20 protein-coding genes, 1 pseudogene and 1 other annotated feature are annotated in these 18,789 nt (G+C 36.4%); of the genes and pseudogenes, 16 read left to right on the forward strand and 5 right to left on the reverse strand.

All coding sequences use genetic code 11. The features are described from left to right. Positions 1-24 precede the first annotated feature (24 nt). The 3 genes and pseudogenes from V6S17_RS05795 (at position 25) to V6S17_RS05805 (ending at position 3,224) form a co-directional block, all read left to right on the forward strand. A pseudogene (locus V6S17_RS05795) lies at positions 25-711 on the forward strand (uracil-DNA glycosylase). 96 nt (positions 712-807) lie between these two features. Then, the gene (gene asnB / locus V6S17_RS05800; RefSeq protein WP_029092481.1) at positions 808-2,709 is read left to right on the forward strand and encodes an asparagine synthase (glutamine-hydrolyzing); all 1,902 of its coding nucleotides are present in this window, start codon (positions 808-810) and stop codon (positions 2,707-2,709) included. A 125-nt stretch (positions 2,710-2,834) separates the two neighbouring features. Continuing rightward, a complete protein-coding gene (locus V6S17_RS05805; RefSeq protein ID WP_029092480.1) occupies positions 2,835-3,224 on the forward strand; it encodes a DUF2283 domain-containing protein in 390 nt (129 codons plus the stop codon). An 81-nt stretch (positions 3,225-3,305) separates the two neighbouring features. Here V6S17_RS05805 and adhP read toward each other — a convergent pair whose 3' ends face one another. Both adhP and V6S17_RS05815 read right to left on the reverse strand, forming a co-directional pair. Beyond that, positions 3,306-4,316 carry an alcohol dehydrogenase AdhP gene (gene adhP, locus V6S17_RS05810; protein ID WP_029092479.1) on the reverse strand — a complete coding sequence of 337 codons (1,011 nt, stop codon included), beginning with the start codon at positions 4,314-4,316 and terminating at the stop codon, positions 3,306-3,308. A 203-nt stretch (positions 4,317-4,519) separates the two neighbouring features. Next, positions 4,520-5,095 (reverse strand): class I SAM-dependent methyltransferase, encoded by a 576-nt coding sequence (locus tag V6S17_RS05815; protein WP_029092478.1) that lies wholly within the window; start codon positions 5,093-5,095, stop codon positions 4,520-4,522. A 284-nt stretch (positions 5,096-5,379) separates the two neighbouring features. Here V6S17_RS05815 and V6S17_RS05820 point away from each other — a divergent pair, with 284 nt between their 5' ends. The 11 genes from V6S17_RS05820 (at position 5,380) to leuS (ending at position 13,187) form a co-directional block, all read left to right on the forward strand. After that, positions 5,380-5,577 carry a hypothetical protein gene (locus V6S17_RS05820; RefSeq protein WP_029092477.1) on the forward strand — a complete coding sequence of 66 codons (198 nt, stop codon included), beginning with the start codon at positions 5,380-5,382 and terminating at the stop codon, positions 5,575-5,577. 310 nt (positions 5,578-5,887) lie between these two features. Beyond that, the gene (locus tag V6S17_RS05825; RefSeq protein WP_338515863.1) at positions 5,888-6,703 is read left to right on the forward strand and encodes a hypothetical protein; all 816 of its coding nucleotides are present in this window, start codon (positions 5,888-5,890) and stop codon (positions 6,701-6,703) included. Positions 6,704-6,724: 21 nt separating this feature from the next. Then, on the forward strand, positions 6,725-6,913 hold the full coding sequence (locus tag V6S17_RS05830) for a hypothetical protein (protein WP_141690612.1): 189 nt from the start codon (positions 6,725-6,727) through the stop codon (positions 6,911-6,913). Between the two features lie 286 nt (positions 6,914-7,199). Further along, positions 7,200-7,490, forward strand: coding sequence for a hypothetical protein (locus V6S17_RS05835; protein WP_141690171.1), 291 nt, complete (start codon positions 7,200-7,202; stop codon positions 7,488-7,490). A gap of 24 nt (positions 7,491-7,514) precedes the next feature. Continuing rightward, positions 7,515-7,691, forward strand: a complete 177-nt coding sequence (locus V6S17_RS05840; RefSeq protein WP_154657750.1) for a hypothetical protein — start codon at positions 7,515-7,517, stop codon at positions 7,689-7,691. A 45-nt stretch (positions 7,692-7,736) separates the two neighbouring features. Further along, positions 7,737-7,931, forward strand: a complete 195-nt coding sequence (locus tag V6S17_RS05845) for a hypothetical protein (RefSeq protein WP_029092474.1) — start codon at positions 7,737-7,739, stop codon at positions 7,929-7,931. A 274-nt stretch (positions 7,932-8,205) separates the two neighbouring features. Further along, the gene (locus V6S17_RS05850) at positions 8,206-8,391 is read left to right on the forward strand and encodes a hypothetical protein (protein WP_029092473.1); all 186 of its coding nucleotides are present in this window, start codon (positions 8,206-8,208) and stop codon (positions 8,389-8,391) included. A gap of 285 nt (positions 8,392-8,676) precedes the next feature. Continuing rightward, a complete protein-coding gene (locus V6S17_RS05855) occupies positions 8,677-8,958 on the forward strand; it encodes a hypothetical protein (protein WP_051457214.1) in 282 nt (93 codons plus the stop codon). A gap of 504 nt (positions 8,959-9,462) precedes the next feature. Further along, on the forward strand, positions 9,463-9,744 hold the full coding sequence (locus V6S17_RS05860) for a hypothetical protein (protein ID WP_338515864.1): 282 nt from the start codon (positions 9,463-9,465) through the stop codon (positions 9,742-9,744). Between the two features lie 30 nt (positions 9,745-9,774). Next, positions 9,775-9,951, forward strand: coding sequence for a hypothetical protein (locus V6S17_RS05865; RefSeq protein ID WP_157679053.1), 177 nt, complete (start codon positions 9,775-9,777; stop codon positions 9,949-9,951). 513 nt (positions 9,952-10,464) lie between these two features. Then, positions 10,465-10,683: a binding site (T-box leader), on the forward strand. 86 nt (positions 10,684-10,769) lie between these two features. Beyond that, complete coding sequence (gene leuS, locus V6S17_RS05870) at positions 10,770-13,187, forward strand: leucine--tRNA ligase (RefSeq protein ID WP_029092471.1); 2,418 nt, start codon at positions 10,770-10,772, stop codon at positions 13,185-13,187. 920 nt (positions 13,188-14,107) lie between these two features. Here leuS and sdaAB read toward each other — a convergent pair. Genes sdaAB through V6S17_RS05885 form a run of 3 tightly spaced genes read right to left on the reverse strand, consistent with a single transcriptional unit; the run spans position 14,108 to position 16,161 of the window. After that, positions 14,108-14,779, reverse strand: coding sequence for an L-serine ammonia-lyase, iron-sulfur-dependent subunit beta (sdaAB, locus tag V6S17_RS05875; RefSeq protein ID WP_029092470.1), 672 nt, complete (start codon positions 14,777-14,779; stop codon positions 14,108-14,110). Further along, positions 14,776-15,678, reverse strand: coding sequence for an L-serine ammonia-lyase, iron-sulfur-dependent, subunit alpha (sdaAA, locus tag V6S17_RS05880; RefSeq protein WP_029092469.1), 903 nt, complete (start codon positions 15,676-15,678; stop codon positions 14,776-14,778). Before sdaAA ends, sdaAB begins: the two co-directional genes overlap by 4 nt. A gap of 21 nt (positions 15,679-15,699) precedes the next feature. After that, positions 15,700-16,161 (reverse strand): Lrp/AsnC family transcriptional regulator, encoded by a 462-nt coding sequence (locus V6S17_RS05885; protein ID WP_029092468.1) that lies wholly within the window; start codon positions 16,159-16,161, stop codon positions 15,700-15,702. A 255-nt stretch (positions 16,162-16,416) separates the two neighbouring features. Here V6S17_RS05885 and V6S17_RS05890 point away from each other — a divergent pair, with 255 nt between their 5' ends. Both V6S17_RS05890 and V6S17_RS05895 read left to right on the forward strand, forming a co-directional pair. Then, positions 16,417-18,048: a putative polysaccharide biosynthesis protein gene (locus tag V6S17_RS05890; protein WP_029092467.1), complete on the forward strand. Its 1,632-nt coding sequence runs from the start codon at positions 16,417-16,419 to the stop codon at positions 18,046-18,048. 8 nt (positions 18,049-18,056) lie between these two features. Continuing rightward, entirely contained in the window at positions 18,057-18,773 is a 717-nt protein-coding gene (locus V6S17_RS05895) for a pseudouridine synthase (RefSeq protein WP_029092466.1), read from the forward strand. The last annotated feature ends 16 nt before the right edge of the window (positions 18,774-18,789 follow it).

Below are 18,789 nucleotides of genomic sequence, written 5' to 3' on the forward strand. Positions count from 1 at the left end.
AAAGCGAAAGGAAGCTGACGTTAAATGTTTGAGCAACAGCAGTTGTCAGGTTATTGGCAGACCGTTTTAGAGCAAGAAATGACGAAAGATTATTTTAAACAACTCACCCGTTTTTTAGAAAAAGAATATGCTTCAAAAACAATTTATCCACCAAAAGAAGAGGTTTTTAACGCCTTAGCACTAACCAACTATGAAGACGTGCGTGTGGTCATTTTAGGACAAGACCCTTATCATGGACCGGGTCAGGCAGAAGGGCTGAGTTTTTCAGTGAAAAGTGGAAGGCCATTACCACCATCTTTACGAAACATTTATAAAGAACTAGCAGATGATTTGAAGGTTACAACACCAACAGATGGAAGTTTGCAATCGTGGGCAAAACAAGGTGTATTGTTATTAAATGCGGTACTTACTGTACAAGCCCACCAAGCTCATTCTCATAAAAAGCAAGGGTGGGAAACATTTACAGATTGTTTAATTGATGAACTTAATCAGCGTGAAAAGCCAATTGTTTTTATTCTATGGGGTAAACCGGCACAAACAAAAAGTCAAAGAATCGATCAGTCGCGTCATTTTATTATAGAAGCGCCTCATCCCAGTCCTTTATCATCGTATCGTGGCTTTTTTTGAAGCAAACCCTTTTCAAAATCTAATGAGAATTTAATTTCGATGGGTGATAATGAAATAGATTGGTCGAATACAAGGAAATTCTAGTGTTTAACAAACATTGTATGATATTATAAGGATAGTTGTTTCAGGTAAAATGAATAAAAAATTAAATGGTAGTTTACGTATAGGAGAGAATATAATATGTGTGGATTTATAGGATGTATAAATAATAAACCAGTAGCGATATCAGCAGATGATAAAGCTGTTTTTGAAAAAATGAATAAATTTATTGAACACCGTGGCCCAGATGATGAAGGCTATTTTTATGAAGATCATATTTCAATGGGATTTCGTCGCCTAAGTATTGTTGATGTTGAAAATGGGCATCAACCTTTAGCTTATGATGATGGCCGTTATTGGATTATTTTTAATGGTGAAGTATATAATCATGTTGCTTTGCGCGAAGAATTAATCGCAAAAGGACATACTTTTAAAACTGAGAGTGATACAGAAGTTATTATTGCGATGTATTCAGAGTATAAGGAAGAATCCGTTAAACGTTTGCGCGGAATGTTTGGTTTCGTAATTTGGGATCGCGAAGAAAAAACAGCTTTTATTGCCCGTGATCAAATCGGAATTAAACCCGTTAATTATGTTGAGGTTGATGATAAATTATATGTGGGTTCTGAGAAGAAAAGTTTATTGTTAGCAATGAACAAACAAGCAATTGACGATGAAAGTCTACAACATTATATGACGTATCAATTTGTGCCAGAACCGGCTTCAATTATTAAAGAAATTCATTCATTAGAGCCAGGGCATTACATGGTGAAAAAAATTGGACAACCAGTAGAAATAACAGCTTATTGGAAACCAACTTTTGAACCTGTACAAAAAGCGGAAACTGAATACGTGAAAGAACTACGTGAAGCTTTAATGGATTCTGTTAAAATGCATATGCGTAGTGATGTACCTGTTGGTTCGTTTTTATCAGGTGGAATTGATTCGACAATTGTTGTAGCTCTTGCGAAAGAGTTTAACAAAAACATCGAAACTTTTTCAGTTGGATTTTCACGTGAAGGCTACAGTGAGATTGATGTTGCACAAGAAACAGCTGAAAAATTAGGTGTTAATAATACAAGTTATGTCATTACTCCAGAAGAATTTATGGAAGAACTTCCAAAAATTGTGTGGTATTTTGACGAGCCGTTAGCTGATCCAGCAGCAATCCCGCTTTACTTCGTGTCACGTGAAGCGCGTCGTAAGGTAAAAGTTGCGTTATCAGGTGAAGGGGCAGATGAATTGTTTGCCGGTTACACTATTTATAATGAACCGAATTCATTAGCGATGTTTGATAAAATTCCAAAAGTCGGTCATAAGTTACTGCGTGCTGTTTCTAATATCATGCCAGAAGGTATGAAAGGTAAAAGTTTCTTGATGCGTGGAACAACACCATTAGAAGAACGTTTTGTTGGAAACGCCTTTATCTTTAATGAAAAAGAGAAAAAAATATTATTGCCAAAATACCGTGAGGATGCACCTTATACAACTATCACAGCGCCGCTTTACAAAGCATCAGAACATTTAGACCCAATCCAACGTATGCAATATGTTGATATGCATACTTGGTTACGTGGCGATTTATTGCTAAACAATGATCGTATGTCGATGGCCAATTCATTAGAAGTACGCGTGCCGTTCTTGGATGTGAATGTGTATGATGTTGCGAAGCGTATTCCTTCATCAATGACTATTGCCAACGGTACTACGAAATCAATTTTACGAAAAGCATCAGAGTCATTTATTCCTGAGCATGTTTTAAATCGTAAAAAACTTGGTTTTCCTGTTCCGATTCGTTTGTGGTTAAAAGATGAAATGAAAGAATGGGCAACTGCAATTATTAAAGAAAGCCCTACAGAACATTTAATCAATAAGCAGTATGTCTTACAAATGATGGAAGATCATTGTGCAGATAAACGCGACAACAGCCGTAAAATCTGGACAGTACTCATCTTTATGATTTGGCATCAAGTATTTGTTGAAAAGAAATATGATTTTCAAACAGAGGGTGCAGAAATCAATTTTAAACCTGAAAGTAAATAATAAAAAATTTTATGCGGTCGATAAACCATAAATGAGAAAGAAGCATTTTGGCCTCAATGTCAACATGCTTCTTTTTCTATTTTTAGGTTTTAGTGATGCGAGTTAAAATATTAGGGGGTTTCTAAATGGAAACAAGAATTTTATTAATGGACGAAGTTGCAGAAGCGGGGTATCTCTATTTATTATCGAATCAAGTACCGATTCCAGTAGTAACAACAGAAGAATCGGATGCCACAGAATCAATTGTATTTGATTATGCTGAGAACGGTCGTATCGTCGGTATTGAGGTTTTTGACCTTGTCTATCGTAAATTGAAACAAATGCCAGAAATGAAGCGATATGAAGCGACAGATAACGGTTATTATTGGGGCTTTGATAAACCTGAAGCTACATTTGATTTTGCTGAAAAAGGTGTAACCATTCATTTCGCAGATCCGTTGTTTGAGGACTTTATTGGTTACACTATAACCGATACAAAATTATACTCTAAAAAAGAGCTGGACAAATTAATTTAAAGAATAACAAAAACAAAAAAGAGCCCATAAGGCTCTTTTTTTATGTTTAACCCAGGGGGGCTGGATTAAGCTATTTTATAATTAAAGTGACATGTCAATAACCATACGGCCATTGATTGTACCATCAATCATCTCTTGCATAATATCATTAACATCTTCAATTGGACGGTTGTGTACGATTGGTACAACTTTACCTTCAGCAGCAAATTGGAAAGCTTCACGTAAATCTTCACGAGTACCTACAAGTGAGCCCACAACTTCAATACCATCTAATACAAGTTTTGGAATGTTTAGATCCATTGAATCAGAAGGTAAACCAACTGCTACAACTCTACCAGCAGCTCTTACTGAGTTAACTGCTTGATTGAAAGCACCTTTAGAAACAGCTGTAATAACTGCTGCATGAGCGCCGCCTAATTTTTCTTGGATTACTTTTTCAGGATCTTCATTTTTAACGTTGATAACCATATCAGCGCCAAGTTCAGTAGCTAATGCTAATTTTTCATCACTGATATCGATAGCAACAACTTTAGCGTTAAATACTTCTTTAGCATATTGTAAAGCTAAGTTACCTAAGCCACCAACACCGTAAATTGCAAGCCATTGTCCTGGTTTAACATCAGAAACTTTAACAGCTTTGTATGTTGTAACACCAGCACACGTAATACTACTTGCAGCAGCAGAATCTAAGCCTTCTGGTACTTTTACAGCGTAATCAGCTGTAACGATACATTTTTCAGCCATAGCACCATCCACGCTATAACCAGCATTTTTAACGCTACGACAATATGTCTCTTTACCACTTACACAGTAGTCACATACGCCACAGCCTTCAAAGAACCAAGCGATACTAACACGGTCGCCGATTTTTAAGCTTGTTACGCCATCTGCTACTTCAATTACAGTTCCGATACCTTCGTGTCCTAGTACACGTCCTGGTACTTCACCAAAGTCACCATCTTTTACATGTAAGTCAGTATGACAAACACCACAGTGGCTTACTTCTACAAGTGCTTCTCCTGCTTGGATTGCACGGATTTCCATTTCTTTTACATCAACTGAGTGGTCTTTATTAACGATCGCTGCTTTCATTTTCATCAATATCTCTCCCTTAAGTTAATTTTCTGTACTAGTACAGTTTAATACTTATTCCACATATAGGAAAGGGGTTACAAGCGTATGTCGGAATATAGACACATATACACATTAAAGCGAAATAACTTATCCGATGTGAAATAAAGTGACACAAAGTAGACAAGGACAAAGTAGAAATTTAGCAACAGGTAAGCAATAAACTATTTTATTTCTATCGCGATCACCATTGGTGGGTTGTTTTTTTGATTGGTAAATTGATAGTTTAAAACAGCGTATTTATCCTGAGGTAATTGATTTGTAAACGCATACAAGTCCCGTCTTTCGACTTTACCCTCATTATGACCATCGTAAACGGTTAACACGATTAAACCACCAGTAGGCATTATTTTTAAAAGCTGTTCTATAGCAGCAAGTGTTGTCTCGCTCGTTGTTGTAATTTCCTTATCACCACCTGGCAGGTATCCAAGGTTGAAAATAGCAGCCGTTAGTTTGTGATGTAATGCAGAAGGCACAAGATCAGTGATATGATGGTGCCCTTTATCAGTGAGTGTAAGTGAGGCTAGAGTGATATTAGCATCAATCAAACGTTGTTTCGTATGGTTCACAGCGTCCGCTTGAATATCACAGCCGATTATATGGCCTTTACGACCAACAAGATTTGCGAGAAAAAGGGTATCATGACCATTACCAATTGTCGCATCAATGACGGCGTTGCCAGGTTGAACTTTTTGTTGCAATAAAGCATGTGAAAAATTTAGTGCGTTTTTAAGAATCAAGTAAATTCCTCCATATATATGTAATCAAAGTCTCTTAAATAGTTTACCATAAATGAAAGATAGGTAAATTGAGAAAAAGAACAGATGTAAATATTAAGTGCAACACATGATTATTGCGGATAGATTTAAGGTGGAAAATTTTGAAAAAAATAAACTACTAGCGTTATTGGGGCGCCCACTTTATCAAATGTTGTTGGGATGATTGCCAAACAAACAGACAAGTGAGACAAGAAAAAAATAATGGATGTAGAGGTATTTAATATAGAAAGAGGGTGGTTACCTTGATGAAAGATGTAAGCTTAGTATGTCTGATAGCATTATTTGTCACGATTACTGGTGAAACATTCTTCACACTTCCATCAGACAATCCTCAGCGGCTATTATTTTTATTGGGGAGTTTGTTATCACAATCGTTATTTATTCAGCTCTTACAGCAATTGTTAATAAAATCAGAAAGAAGCGCATTCCTAGCTGAGATGTAAAGAATTTAATTATAATGTGGTTATTTTCCTGTTAAAACAAGAATATCGACTACTTTGTTGCGCTTTATTCTGACATCTAAAGAGAGAAAGTATGAAGCTTATTGGATTGTAAATCAAATTAACCAGTAAAACAGAGAAAAACCTATTTTACAATACACTTAAATAAAGTTACTGAGGTAGCTCTAAAAAAGTTGCAAGCTATTTAATTTTTTTTTGAGTTTACACATGATTTATATATTAAAATTTATTTGGAAAAGGCAGTTTTCAGATAGTATTATTAAACTATTAAATTATCTAATAGGAGGGAATCATGAAAAAATTAACTACTAGCATTATTGGCGCACTATCATTGTCACTATTTTTATCTGTTGGGGTACCCGCTTTATCAAATGTGGTTGAGGCAGACGAAAGTGTCAATTCTGTCAATTCCATTTTGCTTTCTGATGAAGAGTCAGAAAAAATCGCATCTGAATTGGTCGGAAATTCAGATTTAGAAATTAACGAGGAGGCCTTGGAAAATGATTTTGATTTAGAGGATGCCGTAGCAGAAATCCCCTCTATCAACGAAATGACTACAGAAGAAAAAGAACTATTCGATTCAATTGTGAATGAGCAACTTCAGATTATGGGAGTAGATGACACAGAACTTGAAGAAGTATATAAAGATAACTTAGAGGGCTTTTTTGATGAAAACTCTGAAACATACGAGAGTCTCCAAGCGTCACAAGCTAAAATTGATGAAGATATAAAGGATTTAGAAGAAACTCACCTTTCTATGTTAGATAAAACAGCTAGTTTCATCACTGGTGATAAAAAAGTTCAAGCGTTTCGTTTGATGAGCAATAAGTTTGCAGGTGCTGTTATTAACACTGCTATCGGCCTTGCAATAGGTGGTGGTGTTGGAGCAATTGCTAGATATATTCGCAGTAAAGGTAAAAAAGAGGCTGCCAGAGTCTTTAGTCGTACTGTCAAAAGTAGATTGACTGCATGGGGAGCACCTAAACTGGCTTGGTCAGTTGGAGTAGCTGTTACATTTGCACTTAATTTTTCAGATATTGGTGGCGTGATCGCCAAACAAATAGATAAGCGAGACAAGAAAAAAAATAATGGCTATATAGATATTTAACTGAAAAAGGATGGGTTTAAATTGATGAAAGGTTTATTATTAGCCGCTTTTATAGCTTTTGCCGTCACGATTACTGGTGAAACATTCTTCACAATTCCAACAGAGAATCCCCAACGAGTATTCTTTTTTGTGGGAGAGTTTGTTATCACAATCGTTATTTATTCAGCTCTTACAGCAATTATTGATAAAATAAAGAAAAAGAATTCTTAGCTACAATGTAAAGAAAGAGAGAACGATTAATGCGCTCTCTTTTTATCTATACTTTTTAATGAACAATTTCAGATAATGGGAGTAGATGACACAGAAATTGAGGATGTGTATAAAGATAACTTAGAAGGCTTTTTTTGATAAAAACTATGAAACATATGAGAATATCCAAACTTCGCAAGCCAAAATCGATGAAGATTTAAAGGATTTAGAAGAAACTCGCCTTTCGGTATTAGATAAAACAGCTAGTTTCATCACTGGTGATAAAAAAGTTCAAGCATTTCGTTTGATGAGTACTAGATGGGCAGGTACAATGCTTGATGTTGCTATCGGCCTTGCAATAGGTGTTGGTGTTGGAGCAATTGCTGGTTATATCCGTAGTAAAGGCAAGAAAGAAGCTGCCAGAGTCTTTAGTCGTACTGTTAAAAGCCGACTGATTGCTTGGGGAGCACCTAAACTGGCTTGGGCAGTTGGAGTATCTGTTACAGTTGCACTTACTTATTCAGATGTTGGTGGCATGATTGCCAAACAAATAGACAAGCGTGACAAGAAAAAAAATAATGGTTATATTGATATTTAGTCTATAAAGTTAAGAGACGAATTGATGAAAAAGTTTTGGTTAGTAGCTCTTATATATATCACCGTCACAATTTCTGGCGAAATGTTCATCACAATTCCAACGCAAAATCCCCAACGAATATTATTTTTTGTGGGAGAGTTTATTGTAATTGCAATTATTTATTTAACGCTTACTTCAATTATTTATAAGATCAGACGTTAGCCTGATCTTATAGATATTTATTACAGAAAGGTCGGGGGTAAATTGATGAAAGGTTTGTGGCTATCAGGTCTTATAACTTTTACTGTCATTATTAGTGCTGAAACATTCTTCACGATTCCAACAGAGAATCCCCAACGAGTATTCTTTTTTATTGGAGTGTTTGTTGTAATAGTCATACTTCACTTAGTTATTACAGCTCTTATTAATAATATCAAGAAAAAAATACTAGTTATAATGTAGTTTTTTTTTGTTCAAACAATAATACAGCCTACTTTGTTGCACTTTATTCTGACATCTAGGAATTGAGAAAAAGAACAGATGTAAATATTAAGTGCAACACATGATTATTGCGGATAGATTTAAGGTGAAAAATTTTGAAAAAAATAAACTACTAGCGTTATTGGGACGCACACTTTATCAAATGTTGTTGGGATGATTGCCAAACAAATAGACAAGCGAGACAAGAAAAAATGGCTATATAGATATTTAACTAAAAAAGGATGGGTTTAAATTGATGAAAGATATATGGTTAGGAGCTATTACAATGGGTTCAGTCACTATGTCAGGTGAAATATTCTTCACAATCCCAACAGAGAATCCTCAAAGAATCATCTTTTTTGTTGGAGAGGGCATAGTGATGCTTATTATTTACTTTTCTCTTACAGCAATTATTGATAAAATAAAGAAAAAGAATTCTTAGCTACAATGTAAAGAAAGAGAGAACGATTAATGCGCTCTCTTTTTATCTATACTTTTTAATGAACAATTTCAGATAATGGGTGTAGATAATACAGAAATTGAGGATGTATATAAAGATAACTTAGAAGGATTTTTTGATGAAAACTCTGAAACATACGAGAATCTCCAAGCGTCACAAGCTAAAATCGATGAAGATTTAAAGGATATAGAAGAAACTCACCTTTCGCTGTGAGATAAAAAAGCCAATTTCATCACTGGTGATAAAAAAGTTCAAGCGTTGCGTTTGATGAGTACTAAATTTACAGGTGCTGTACTTAACACTGCTATTGGCCTTGCAATAGGTGTTGGTGTTGGAGCATTTGCTGATTATATCCGCATTAAAGGCAAGAAAGAAGCTGCCAGAGTCTTTAGTCGTACTGTGAAAAGTAGATTGACTGCATGGAGAGCACCTAAATTAGCTTGGGCAGTTTCAGGTGCTGTAATATTTGCACTTGATTTTTCAGATGTTGGTGGCATGATTGCCAAACAAATAGACGAGCGAGACAAGAAAAAAATAATGGCTATATAGATATTTAACTAAAAAAGGATGGGTTTAAATTGATGAAAGGTTTATTATTAGCCGCTTTTATAGCTTTTGCCGTCACGATCTCTGGTGAAATATTTTTCACAATTCCAACAGAGAATCCTCAACGAGTATTCTTTTTTGTAGGCGAGTTTATAGTATTTGTACTTATTTATTCATCCCTTACATTCTTTATTGATAAAATAAAGAATAAGAATTCCTAGCTACAATGTAAAGAAAGAGAGAACGATTAATGTGCTCTCTTTTTATCTATACTTTTTAATGAACAATTTCAGATAATGGGAGTAGATGACACAGAAATTGAGGATGTATATAAAGATAACTTAGAAGGCTTTTTTTGATAAAAACTATGAAACATATGAGAATATCCAAACTTCGCAAGCCAAAATCGATGAAGATTTAAAGGATTTAGAAGAAACTCGCCTTTCGGTATTAGATAAAACAGCTAGTTTCATCACTGGTGATAAAAAAGTTCAAGCATTTCGTTTGATGAGTACTAGATGGGCAGGTACAATACTTAATGTTGCTATTGGTATGGCTGTTAGTGTTGGTGTTGGAGCATTTGCTGATTATATCCGCATTAAAGGCAAGAAAGAAGCTGCCAGAGTCTTTAGTCGTACTGTGAAAAGTAGATTGACTGCATGGGGAGCACCTAAACTTGCTTGGGCGGTTGTAGGCGCTGTTACATTTACACTTAATTTTTCAGGTGTTGGTGGCATGATTGCCAAACAAATAGACAAGCGAGACAAGAAAAAAATAATGGCTATATAGATATTTAATAGAAAGGTATGGTCCTAATTTATGGGAAATTTTTTTCTAGGAGGCATTATCATTTTCACCGTTATGATTACTGGTGAAACATTCTTCACAATTCCAACAGAGAATCCCCAACGAGTATTCTTTTTTGTGGGAGAGTTTGTTATCACAATCGTTATTTATTCAGCTCTTACAGCAATTATTAATAAAATTAGGCGTTAGCCTGATCGATAGATATTTATCAGAGAAAGGTTGAGGTTAAATTGATGAAAGAGTTATTTATAGTAGCTATGATAATATTCGTCGTCACAGCGATTGGTGATATATGTTTTACAGTACCAACAGAAAACCCTCAAAGGATTTTCTTTTTTCTGGGAAAATATAGTGTAGTTACAATTATTTATATAGTGCTTACTTTAATTGTTAATAAAATCAGAAAGAAGCATTCCTAGCTATAAACAAAGAGAGAACGATTAATGCGTTCTCTTTCGCTTTATACAAAAAACAACAAAAGCGAATTCACTAATGGAGTAAGTTCGTTTTTGTTTGGTGCACGTTATTAAGGCATCTATAAAATCCTTAATAAGTAGTTCTAATGCATAAAAGAACAGTTTAATTTTTATTATGCACTTTTGGAACATACACCTAAGTGAGAATTAACCGCATATGTAAGTAGTTTTATTCAATCTGACACTTGCTTAATAGGCAGTTATTGACTACAATAAGGAGTATAGAATAAAAACGATGATAGGAACTAGTAGCAAGGCTGTGTTGTTGAGAGAGTTAGCGGGTGGTGCGAGCTAATCAACACGAATTGTGAACTCATCCTTAAGTGCTCCAGTGAAAAGAGTAGTTGGAGACGTGCATTTCGCGTTAAGAAATTGAAGTGGATACACTATATTTTGGTGTGTTAATGCCGGGTGGTACCGCGGGAAGCAAATTCTCGTCCCGAAAAGTCGATTGATGGCTTTTTGGGGCGTTTTTTTATGTCCAAAAACGGTAACTATCATCGTTAATAATATGAAAAAGGGGATAATAATATGACATTTAATCATCGTTTGATTGAACCAAAATGGCAATCATACTGGAAAGAACAAAGTACCTTTAAAACTGAAAAAGGCGGAACAGCAGGTAATTTTTACGCATTAGATATGTTCCCTTATCCCTCAGGCGTTGGTTTGCATGTTGGACACCCTGAAGGTTATACAGCAACTGATATTTTAGCGCGAATGAAACGTGCACAAGGTTTTAAAGTGCTTCATCCAATGGGCTGGGATGCTTTTGGATTACCAGCTGAGCAATACGCAATCGACACAGGAAATGATGTCAAGGAATTTACAGCTGAAAATATTGAAACATTTCGTCGTCAAATTAACTCATTAGGTTTTTCTTATGATTGGGACCGTGAAGTTAATACGACAGATCCAGATTACTATAAATGGACACAATGGATTTTTATCCAACTTTATAATAAAGGTTTGGCATACGTTGATGAGGTCGCAGTCAACTGGTGCCCAGAATTACGTGCTGTATTGGCGAATGAAGAAGTCATCAATGGCTTGAGTGAACGAGGTGGACATCCGGTTGTAAGACGCCCTATGCGCCAATGGATGCTTAAAATCACAGCTTATGCGGATCGTTTAGTGGATGATTTGGACTTGGTTGATTGGCCGGAAAGCATTAAAGAAATGCAACGTCATTGGATTGGTCGTTCTTATGGAGCAGAAGTTAATTTTGCCGTTAAAGACCATGATGCTTCGTTTGCTGTATTTACAACGCGTCCAGATACATTATTTGGCGCAACATATTGTGTGCTTTCACCAGAACATGCGTTGGTAGAAAAAATTACAACAGCTGAGAATAAATCGGCCGTGGAAGCTTATCAAAAAGAAGTAGCATTGAAGAGTGACCTTGAGCGTACTGACTTAGCAAAAGAAAAAACAGGTGCTTTTACAGGTGCTTATGCAATTAACCCAGTTAATGGTAAAGCAGTACCGATTTGGATTGCGGATTATGTATTATCAACATATGGTACAGGCGCTATTATGGCTGTTCCTGCACACGATGAACGTGATTATGAGTTTGCACAAACGTTTGATCTGCCAATTATTCCAGTGCTTGAAGGTGGCGATGTTGCAACTGAAGCTTTTACAGGCGAAGGGACACACATCAACTCTGAATTTTTAGATGGTTTGAACAAGGCAGATGCGATTGAAAAAGCAATTCAATGGTTAGAAGAAAATAAACACGGAGAAACAAAAGTTTCTTATCGCCTTCGTGATTGGGTATTCTCTCGTCAACGTTATTGGGGCGAGCCAATTCCAATTATTAACTGGGAAGATGGTACAATGACAACTGTTCCAGAAGAAGAATTACCAGTTAACTTGCCATACATGGAACATATAAAACCATCAGGTACAGGAGAATCACCATTGGCAAATGCCACAGAATGGTTGAATGTTGTTGACCCTGAAACAGGTTTGAAAGGACGTCGCGAAACAAATACAATGCCACAGTGGGCAGGATCAAGCTGGTACTTCTTACGTTATATTGATCCAGATAACAAAGAGATGTTAGCTGACCCTGAAAAACTGAAAGAATGGTTGCCAGTAGATATGTACTTAGGCGGGGCAGAACATGCGGTATTACACTTGCTTTATGCACGTTTCTGGCATAAATTCCTTTATGATATCGGAGTTGTACCCACACCAGAACCTTTCCAAAAATTGTATAATCAAGGTATGATTTTAGGGGAAAACAATGAAAAAATGAGTAAATCTCGTGGAAACGTTGTTAATCCTGATGATGTAGTTGAGCAATATGGTGCAGATGCATTGCGTGTTTACGAAATGTTCATGGGGCCATTAGATGCAAGTATTGCATGGAGTGTCAATGGACTTGATGGGGCACGTAAGTTCTTAGACCGCGTTTGGCGTTTGTTAATTGACGAACGTGCTGAAAAAGTACAAGATAAAATCGTAGCAACGAATGACGGCAGTCTTGACCGCGTTTATCATCAAACAGTGAAGAAAGTAACAGCTGATTATGAAGTGTTGCATTTCAATACAGCAATTTCACAATTGATGGTATTCATTAATGAAGCATATAAAGCAGATACAGTATATAAAGGTCACATTGAAGGCTTCTTACAATTGTTAGCGCCAATCGCTCCGCATATGAGTGAAGAACTATGGCAAAAACTAGGACATGAAGAAGACATTAGTTATGTAGCTTGGCCAGTACATGATGAAGCGATGTTGCACGAAGATATAGTTGAAGTTATTTTCCAAGTCAACGGAAAAGTGAAAAGCCGCGTTGAAATAAAAAATGGCTTAGCGAAAGATGAACTTGAAGCAATGGCGATGGCAGATGAAGCTATCCAAGAAAACATCGCTGGTAAAACAATCCGTAAAGTAATTGTTGTACCAAATAAATTAGTTAACATTGTAGCAAACTAAAAGCGAAAACCGTTCAATCAGCACCAAGTGAATTGTGATTTTCAAAGAACAAGTAGCACTCTGACAACATTGTCAGGGTGTTTTTTTTGTTTGTATAAAGATTTATAGCGGTTAAATAGACTTATGTTTTTCTAATAAGAATTACCTGTTGTAAAAAACAAAGGAAAGTTTCCTACACTCAGAAAAATAGAGAACGCGTATTACAACTGTTGAAAAAATTGAACCAAACAGGTTGTACCGTCATTATTGTGACGCACGATGCAGAAGTAGAAGCGGTTTGTGGAAGAATAATAAAGATATAAAAAAGAGCAACACCTATTGGGGAAGGTGTTGCTCTTTTATTATTCAATATTCCTATTGGGGGAGGAATAAATGAAAAAAATGAAGTGTATATAAGTTATGTGGTAGATAACCTATAAATATAGTATAGTCTGTAGATTTTGCGAAACAATTGCCAAATTATTAACAAATTGTGAATAATAGTTAAGCAAGTCTAACTGCCTTTTTTCTACGGATAAACTATTAAAAAGTGTAGGCTGTTTTTATCAATAAGAAACCCACCATCAAAATTGACGGTGGGTTTAATCTACTATTCCTATTGGGGGAGGAATTAGAGAAAAATGAAAAAGTTAAGTGGTAGTTAACTTATAAATTAAGTATAGTCTCTGGAATTTACAAAACAGTTACTAAATTATTAACAAACTGTTAAAGTATTATCGTATATAAAATAAAACTCCTCAATCATTAGAATTGAGGAGTAAATTTCATATTTTATTCCTATTTGGGGGAGGAATATTTTTAAATGAAAAGTATATAAGTTAGTGTGTTATGAACTTATACATTTATTATAGTACATCCACATTGCATTCGTAAGGCAATGATGTTAAGAGTGTGTAAAGGATTGTTACAGTTGGATTAAGTTAAACGGTTTGGATGAAACAACTTCTTGTAATTGCTGGTACTTCTTCATTAAATTCTTCCAATAAACTTTGAGAAACAACAGAATCAACAACACAGATAGAAATGGCTTTTCCGCCTTTATTCCATCTTTCATTGGCAAAACGCGCAATGTTATACCCACGTTTTGTTAACGCTAATGTTATATCAGCAATGAAACCAATTGAGTCATCATGATAGAAGACCAATGTAGGTTGTTCACCAGTGAATTTTAAAGGTAATTTTTCAATTTCTTGTACTTCAGCTTTACCGCCACCAAGAGAACTAGCAACGAGTGTGAGTTCTTTATTATCTTCGGAAATTAGAATAACGCGCACGCTGTTTGGGTGGAAATTACCCACAGGTACAGTATCGAAACTATAGCGGAGTTGGCGTTCTTCAGCAATTTTTTTAGCATCAGCAACTTCATCACTAAAAGTAGTGTAACCCATAACGCCAGCTAACAAAGCTAAATCCGTCCCATGTCCTAGATAGGTTTCAGCAAATGATCCCATCAATTCAAAGCGAACAACAGCAGGCTCAAATTCAGATAGTTGTCGTGCAATATTACCAATTCGTACCGCCCCAGCAGTATGAGAGCTGGAAGGCCCAACCATCACAGGGCCGATTATTTCAAAAGCACTTTCGTATTTCATTCGCTAATTCCCTCCATTCGTTGAGAATAACCAAAGATCTCTTTTTTTATACGTTCGCCTGTAGGTGTTCCTGCAAGTCCGCCGATACCAGTTTCTCTCAATGAGACCGGCATGTTTTGTCCGACTTCATGCATTACTTTAATCACTTCATCTGGAGGAATGATACTTTTAACACCAGCAAGCGCCATATCTGCGGCAGCTTCAGCTGTAAGTGCATGGAGACCGTTTCGAATGATACAGGGTATTTCAACTAATCCTGCGACAGGATCGCAAACGAGACCGAGACTATTTTTCATTGCGAGGCCCACAGCATTCCCGACTTGTTCAGGTGACCCGCCAGCTAATTCAACTAACGTACCAGCAGCCATGGCTGTTGCGGAACCAATTTCAGCTTGACAACCACCTTCAGCCCCCGAGATAGAAGAGGAGTTGGCGATGACTAACCCCAATGCAGAAGCGGTGAAGAGAGCTTCTACTAACTCGTTGCGAGCAAAGCGGCCCGAATCGAGGCAATGAACAAGGACTGCAGGCAAAATCCCAGCAGAGCCAGCTGTTGGCGTTGCAACGATACGTCCCATACTAGCGTTAACTTCGGAAACAGCCAAGGCATTAGCAATCACTGTTAGTGTCTCAGGCGCAACGAATGAGTGACCACGCTCTGCATACTGTTGTACGCGATAACCGTCGCCACCAGTTAAACCACTTTTGCTTTCGACTTCTGTATAGGTGCCTTTACGAACAGCTTCTTCCATGACATCAAATTGAAAAGCCATTTTAGTCATAAGTTGCGTACGAGTTTCACCTGTTTGATTTTCTTCTGTTTCGAGCATAATTTCGTAAACTTTTTTTTGCTCTGTAGTTGCTCGTGTCAATAATTCATTTAAACTAGAAAAAGCCATGACTTAACCTCCGATTTTCATTTATTCGTCGTTGCTTTTAAGTGGCACTGTCGTTGTTTCTTTTTGCGTATCCAATACAATCACCGTTTTTGTTTTAACGACGCCATGCATGCCTCTTAATTCTGTTGTAATGATACGATTTAAATCACGTGTGCCGTGGCAACGAACTTTCACAAGATAATTATCCTCGCCTGTTATATGATGACATTCTTGGATTTCAGGAATCTCTTTAATGAGATGTAAAAATTCAGCAGTATGTTCAGGGCGTTCCAATGTAATGAAAATAAATGCCGTTAAACCATAACCTGCTTTTTCTGGATCAATTTCAGCATGATAGCCTTTAATGATGCCTTTATCTTCCAAACGACGTACACGGTCAGCAGCAGCAGGGCTTGAAAGGTCCATACGTGATGCAAGTTCTGCCCAAGTAATACGACCATGGGCCATTAATTCGGAAAGTGCTTTTTTATCTAAATCATCCATTGCCATTCACCTCTTTTTATTAGTTAATTCAATTATAATATTTATTAAACTAAAGTCAATTCATATTTAACTTACTTTTTTAAAATTTCAAGCAATGTGAAAAAACAATGGAAGTTATCTGAAAACTTACAAAGAATTGTTATTCTCATTCAGATAGAGTAAACTCAACTATAGTGTAAAGTTTTTAAATAGAAGAAGTCGTCATCAATTAAATAAGTGTGTGAAAAAAAGTGAACGAAAGTGTCAGGTGAATTCATGGGGTCTAATTTATTAAGAGGAACATTTATATTATCAGTAGCAACGTTGATATCGAAAATATTAGGTTTGATTTATATTATTCCATTTACGGCAATTGTTAAAAATAATGATGCGATGTCGTTATATAACTATGGCTATATTCCGTATCAAATATTTTTAAGTGTTGCGACAGCAGGGTTGCCGTTAGCAGTTGCTAAGTATATTTCTAAGTATGAAGCACTTGGGGATTATGAAATTGGCCAACGCTTGTTTAAATCGGGTTTAGTCGTCATGACACTAACAGGTGTAGCGAGTTTCGTATTAATGTATGTCTTTGCACCACAATTTGCACACATGGTCAATCCAGTGGATGCAAAAGGATTAACAGTTTGGTCGGATAATGATATTACCCGCGTTATTAGAGCTGTCAGTTGGGCATTAATTATTATTCCTTCAATGAGTTTAATCCGTGGGTATTTTCAAGGGAAGGGCTCAATGGGGCCTTCTGCAGTATCACAAGTAATTGAACAGTTTGTTCGTATTATCTTTATGTTAGTCGCAACATTCTTGGTATTATATACCTTTAATGGTTCAATGGTTACCGCAATTTCTTATGCGACATTCGCAGCTTTTGTTGCAGCAGTGGCAAGTTTAGTGGTATTGATTGTGATGTATTACAAACGTAAACCCTACGAGGAAAAAGCAGCAATTCCAGTTCAGCAGTCACGTTCTAAAGTATCGCTCATTTCGATATACAAAGAAGTGCTTGTTTACGCAATTCCGTTTATCGCTATTGGAGTCGCAATGCCTGTGTATCAAATGATTGATCAATATACAGTCACTCGTATTTTACAGCACATGTCATATAGTGCAAAAGAAGCTTTGTATTGGTTTAACTTTTTAAATTTCAATGCAAATAAATTAGTATTGATTCCTGTAACTTTGGCAACCGCTTTTTCAATGGCACTGTTACCAGTCGTTACGACCTCATATGTTCAAGGGAAATTTAAAGAAATGCACAAACAATTGGATGATGTCTTTCAAGTGCTAATGTTCGTAACTATTCCAGCATGTATTGGGATGATGGTTTTAGCACGTCCAATCTATTCTGTGTTCTTTGGTGATTCAGCTGATGGAGCGACAGTGTTATTCTGGTACTCACCAGTCGCAATTTTATTTTCACTCTACATGGTGACGACAGCAATATTACAAGGGATTGATCAACAACGTTATACAGTTTTTTCACTTGTATTAGGTCTGTTTATTAAAGTCATGACACAGTACCCATTGATTGAACTATGGGGTATTTATGGCGCAATTGCATCAACAGCACTAGGTTTCATTGTTGGTATCTGGGTAACGTTAGTTGTTATTCAACGTGATGCAGATTATCATTTGGCAGTTGTTATTCGTCGAACAGTTTTAATGCTACTCATTTCAGCAGCGATGTTCGCAGGTGTATGGTTAGTTAACTACTTAATGGGCTTTATGTTCACGCCAAAAAATCGTGGCGAAGCATTATTAATGACCAGTGTAGGTGCAGTCATAGGTATGTTAATTTATGGTTATCTATCAATGAAATCACGTTTAATTGATCGTGTATTAGGTGAACGTGGCACAAGAATAAGAATGAAATTCAGAGTTAAATAGGAGGCACTATGCGTTTAGATAAATGGTTGAACGATTTAAAGATTTGTAGTCGAAGAGAAAGTGGTAAATACATTAAACAACACCGTATTGTTGTTAATGACGTTGTGATGACAAACGGAAAGCAACATATTTCACCTGAAACAGATACAATAACAATCGATGGCGAAGCCCGTCGTAGTTATGAACGTGATTTGTATTATATTATGCACAAGCCTGCTGGAGTTGTGACTGCAACGACAGATCGTATGCATGAAACAGTCATTGATTTAATTGCAGATGAAGATAACCGCAAAGACTTGTTTCCAGTCGGGCGCTTAGATAAAGATACAGAAGGTCTGCTGGTGATTACGAATGATGGTCCACTCGCACACCGTTTGTTATCACCTAAAAAACACATCGAAAAAGTCTACTATGCGCAAATCGATGGTGAAGTGACCGCTGCAGATGTAAAAACATTTGAAGAAGGCGTTGTTATTAACGAAGAATTCACAGCACAGCCTGCTAAATTAAACGTTCTAACAAGTGGTGAAGGCGTTTCTGAAGTAGAAATCACTGTTTATGAAGGCAAATTTCATCAAGTTAAACGTATGTTTATTGCTGTTGAAAAGGAAGTTACATACCTTAAACGAATTAAAATGGGTGGCTTTGATTTGCCTGCTGACCTCGAACTTGGTGAATACCGTCATCTAACAGCTGAAGAAATGGATCAGTTAGAAGGCAAATAAGAATCAATACGATTTG

Source organism: Brochothrix thermosphacta DSM 20171 = FSL F6-1036, from assembly GCF_036884295.1.
Lineage (GTDB): Bacteria > Bacillota > Bacilli > Lactobacillales > Listeriaceae > Brochothrix > Brochothrix thermosphacta.

Bases quoted from the DNA above. Each gene is read 5' to 3' on its own strand.
- asnB (WP_029092481.1), top strand. From the start codon at position 808: ATGTGTGGATTTATAGGATGTATAAATAATAAACCAGTAGCGATATCA.
- V6S17_RS05805 (WP_029092480.1), top strand. From the start codon at position 2,835: ATGGAAACAAGAATTTTATTAATGGACGAAGTTGCAGAAGCGGGGTAT.
- adhP (WP_029092479.1), bottom strand. From the start codon at position 4,316: ATGAAAGCAGCGATCGTTAATAAAGACCACTCAGTTGATGTAAAAGAA.
- V6S17_RS05820 (WP_029092477.1), top strand. From the start codon at position 5,380: ATGAAAGATGTAAGCTTAGTATGTCTGATAGCATTATTTGTCACGATT.
- V6S17_RS05825 (WP_338515863.1), top strand. From the start codon at position 5,888: ATGAAAAAATTAACTACTAGCATTATTGGCGCACTATCATTGTCACTA.
- V6S17_RS05835 (WP_141690171.1), top strand. From the start codon at position 7,200: ATGAGTACTAGATGGGCAGGTACAATGCTTGATGTTGCTATCGGCCTT.
- V6S17_RS05840 (WP_154657750.1), top strand. From the start codon at position 7,515: ATGAAAAAGTTTTGGTTAGTAGCTCTTATATATATCACCGTCACAATT.
- V6S17_RS05845 (WP_029092474.1), top strand. From the start codon at position 7,737: ATGAAAGGTTTGTGGCTATCAGGTCTTATAACTTTTACTGTCATTATT.
- V6S17_RS05850 (WP_029092473.1), top strand. From the start codon at position 8,206: ATGAAAGATATATGGTTAGGAGCTATTACAATGGGTTCAGTCACTATG.
- V6S17_RS05855 (WP_051457214.1), top strand. From the start codon at position 8,677: ATGAGTACTAAATTTACAGGTGCTGTACTTAACACTGCTATTGGCCTT.
- V6S17_RS05860 (WP_338515864.1), top strand. From the start codon at position 9,463: ATGAGTACTAGATGGGCAGGTACAATACTTAATGTTGCTATTGGTATG.
- V6S17_RS05865 (WP_157679053.1), top strand. From the start codon at position 9,775: ATGGGAAATTTTTTTCTAGGAGGCATTATCATTTTCACCGTTATGATT.
- leuS (WP_029092471.1), top strand. From the start codon at position 10,770: ATGACATTTAATCATCGTTTGATTGAACCAAAATGGCAATCATACTGG.
- sdaAB (WP_029092470.1), bottom strand. From the start codon at position 14,779: ATGAAATACGAAAGTGCTTTTGAAATAATCGGCCCTGTGATGGTTGGG.
- sdaAA (WP_029092469.1), bottom strand. From the start codon at position 15,678: ATGGCTTTTTCTAGTTTAAATGAATTATTGACACGAGCAACTACAGAG.
- V6S17_RS05885 (WP_029092468.1), bottom strand. From the start codon at position 16,161: ATGGATGATTTAGATAAAAAAGCACTTTCCGAATTAATGGCCCATGGT.
- V6S17_RS05890 (WP_029092467.1), top strand. From the start codon at position 16,417: ATGGGGTCTAATTTATTAAGAGGAACATTTATATTATCAGTAGCAACG.
- V6S17_RS05895 (WP_029092466.1), top strand. From the start codon at position 18,057: ATGCGTTTAGATAAATGGTTGAACGATTTAAAGATTTGTAGTCGAAGA.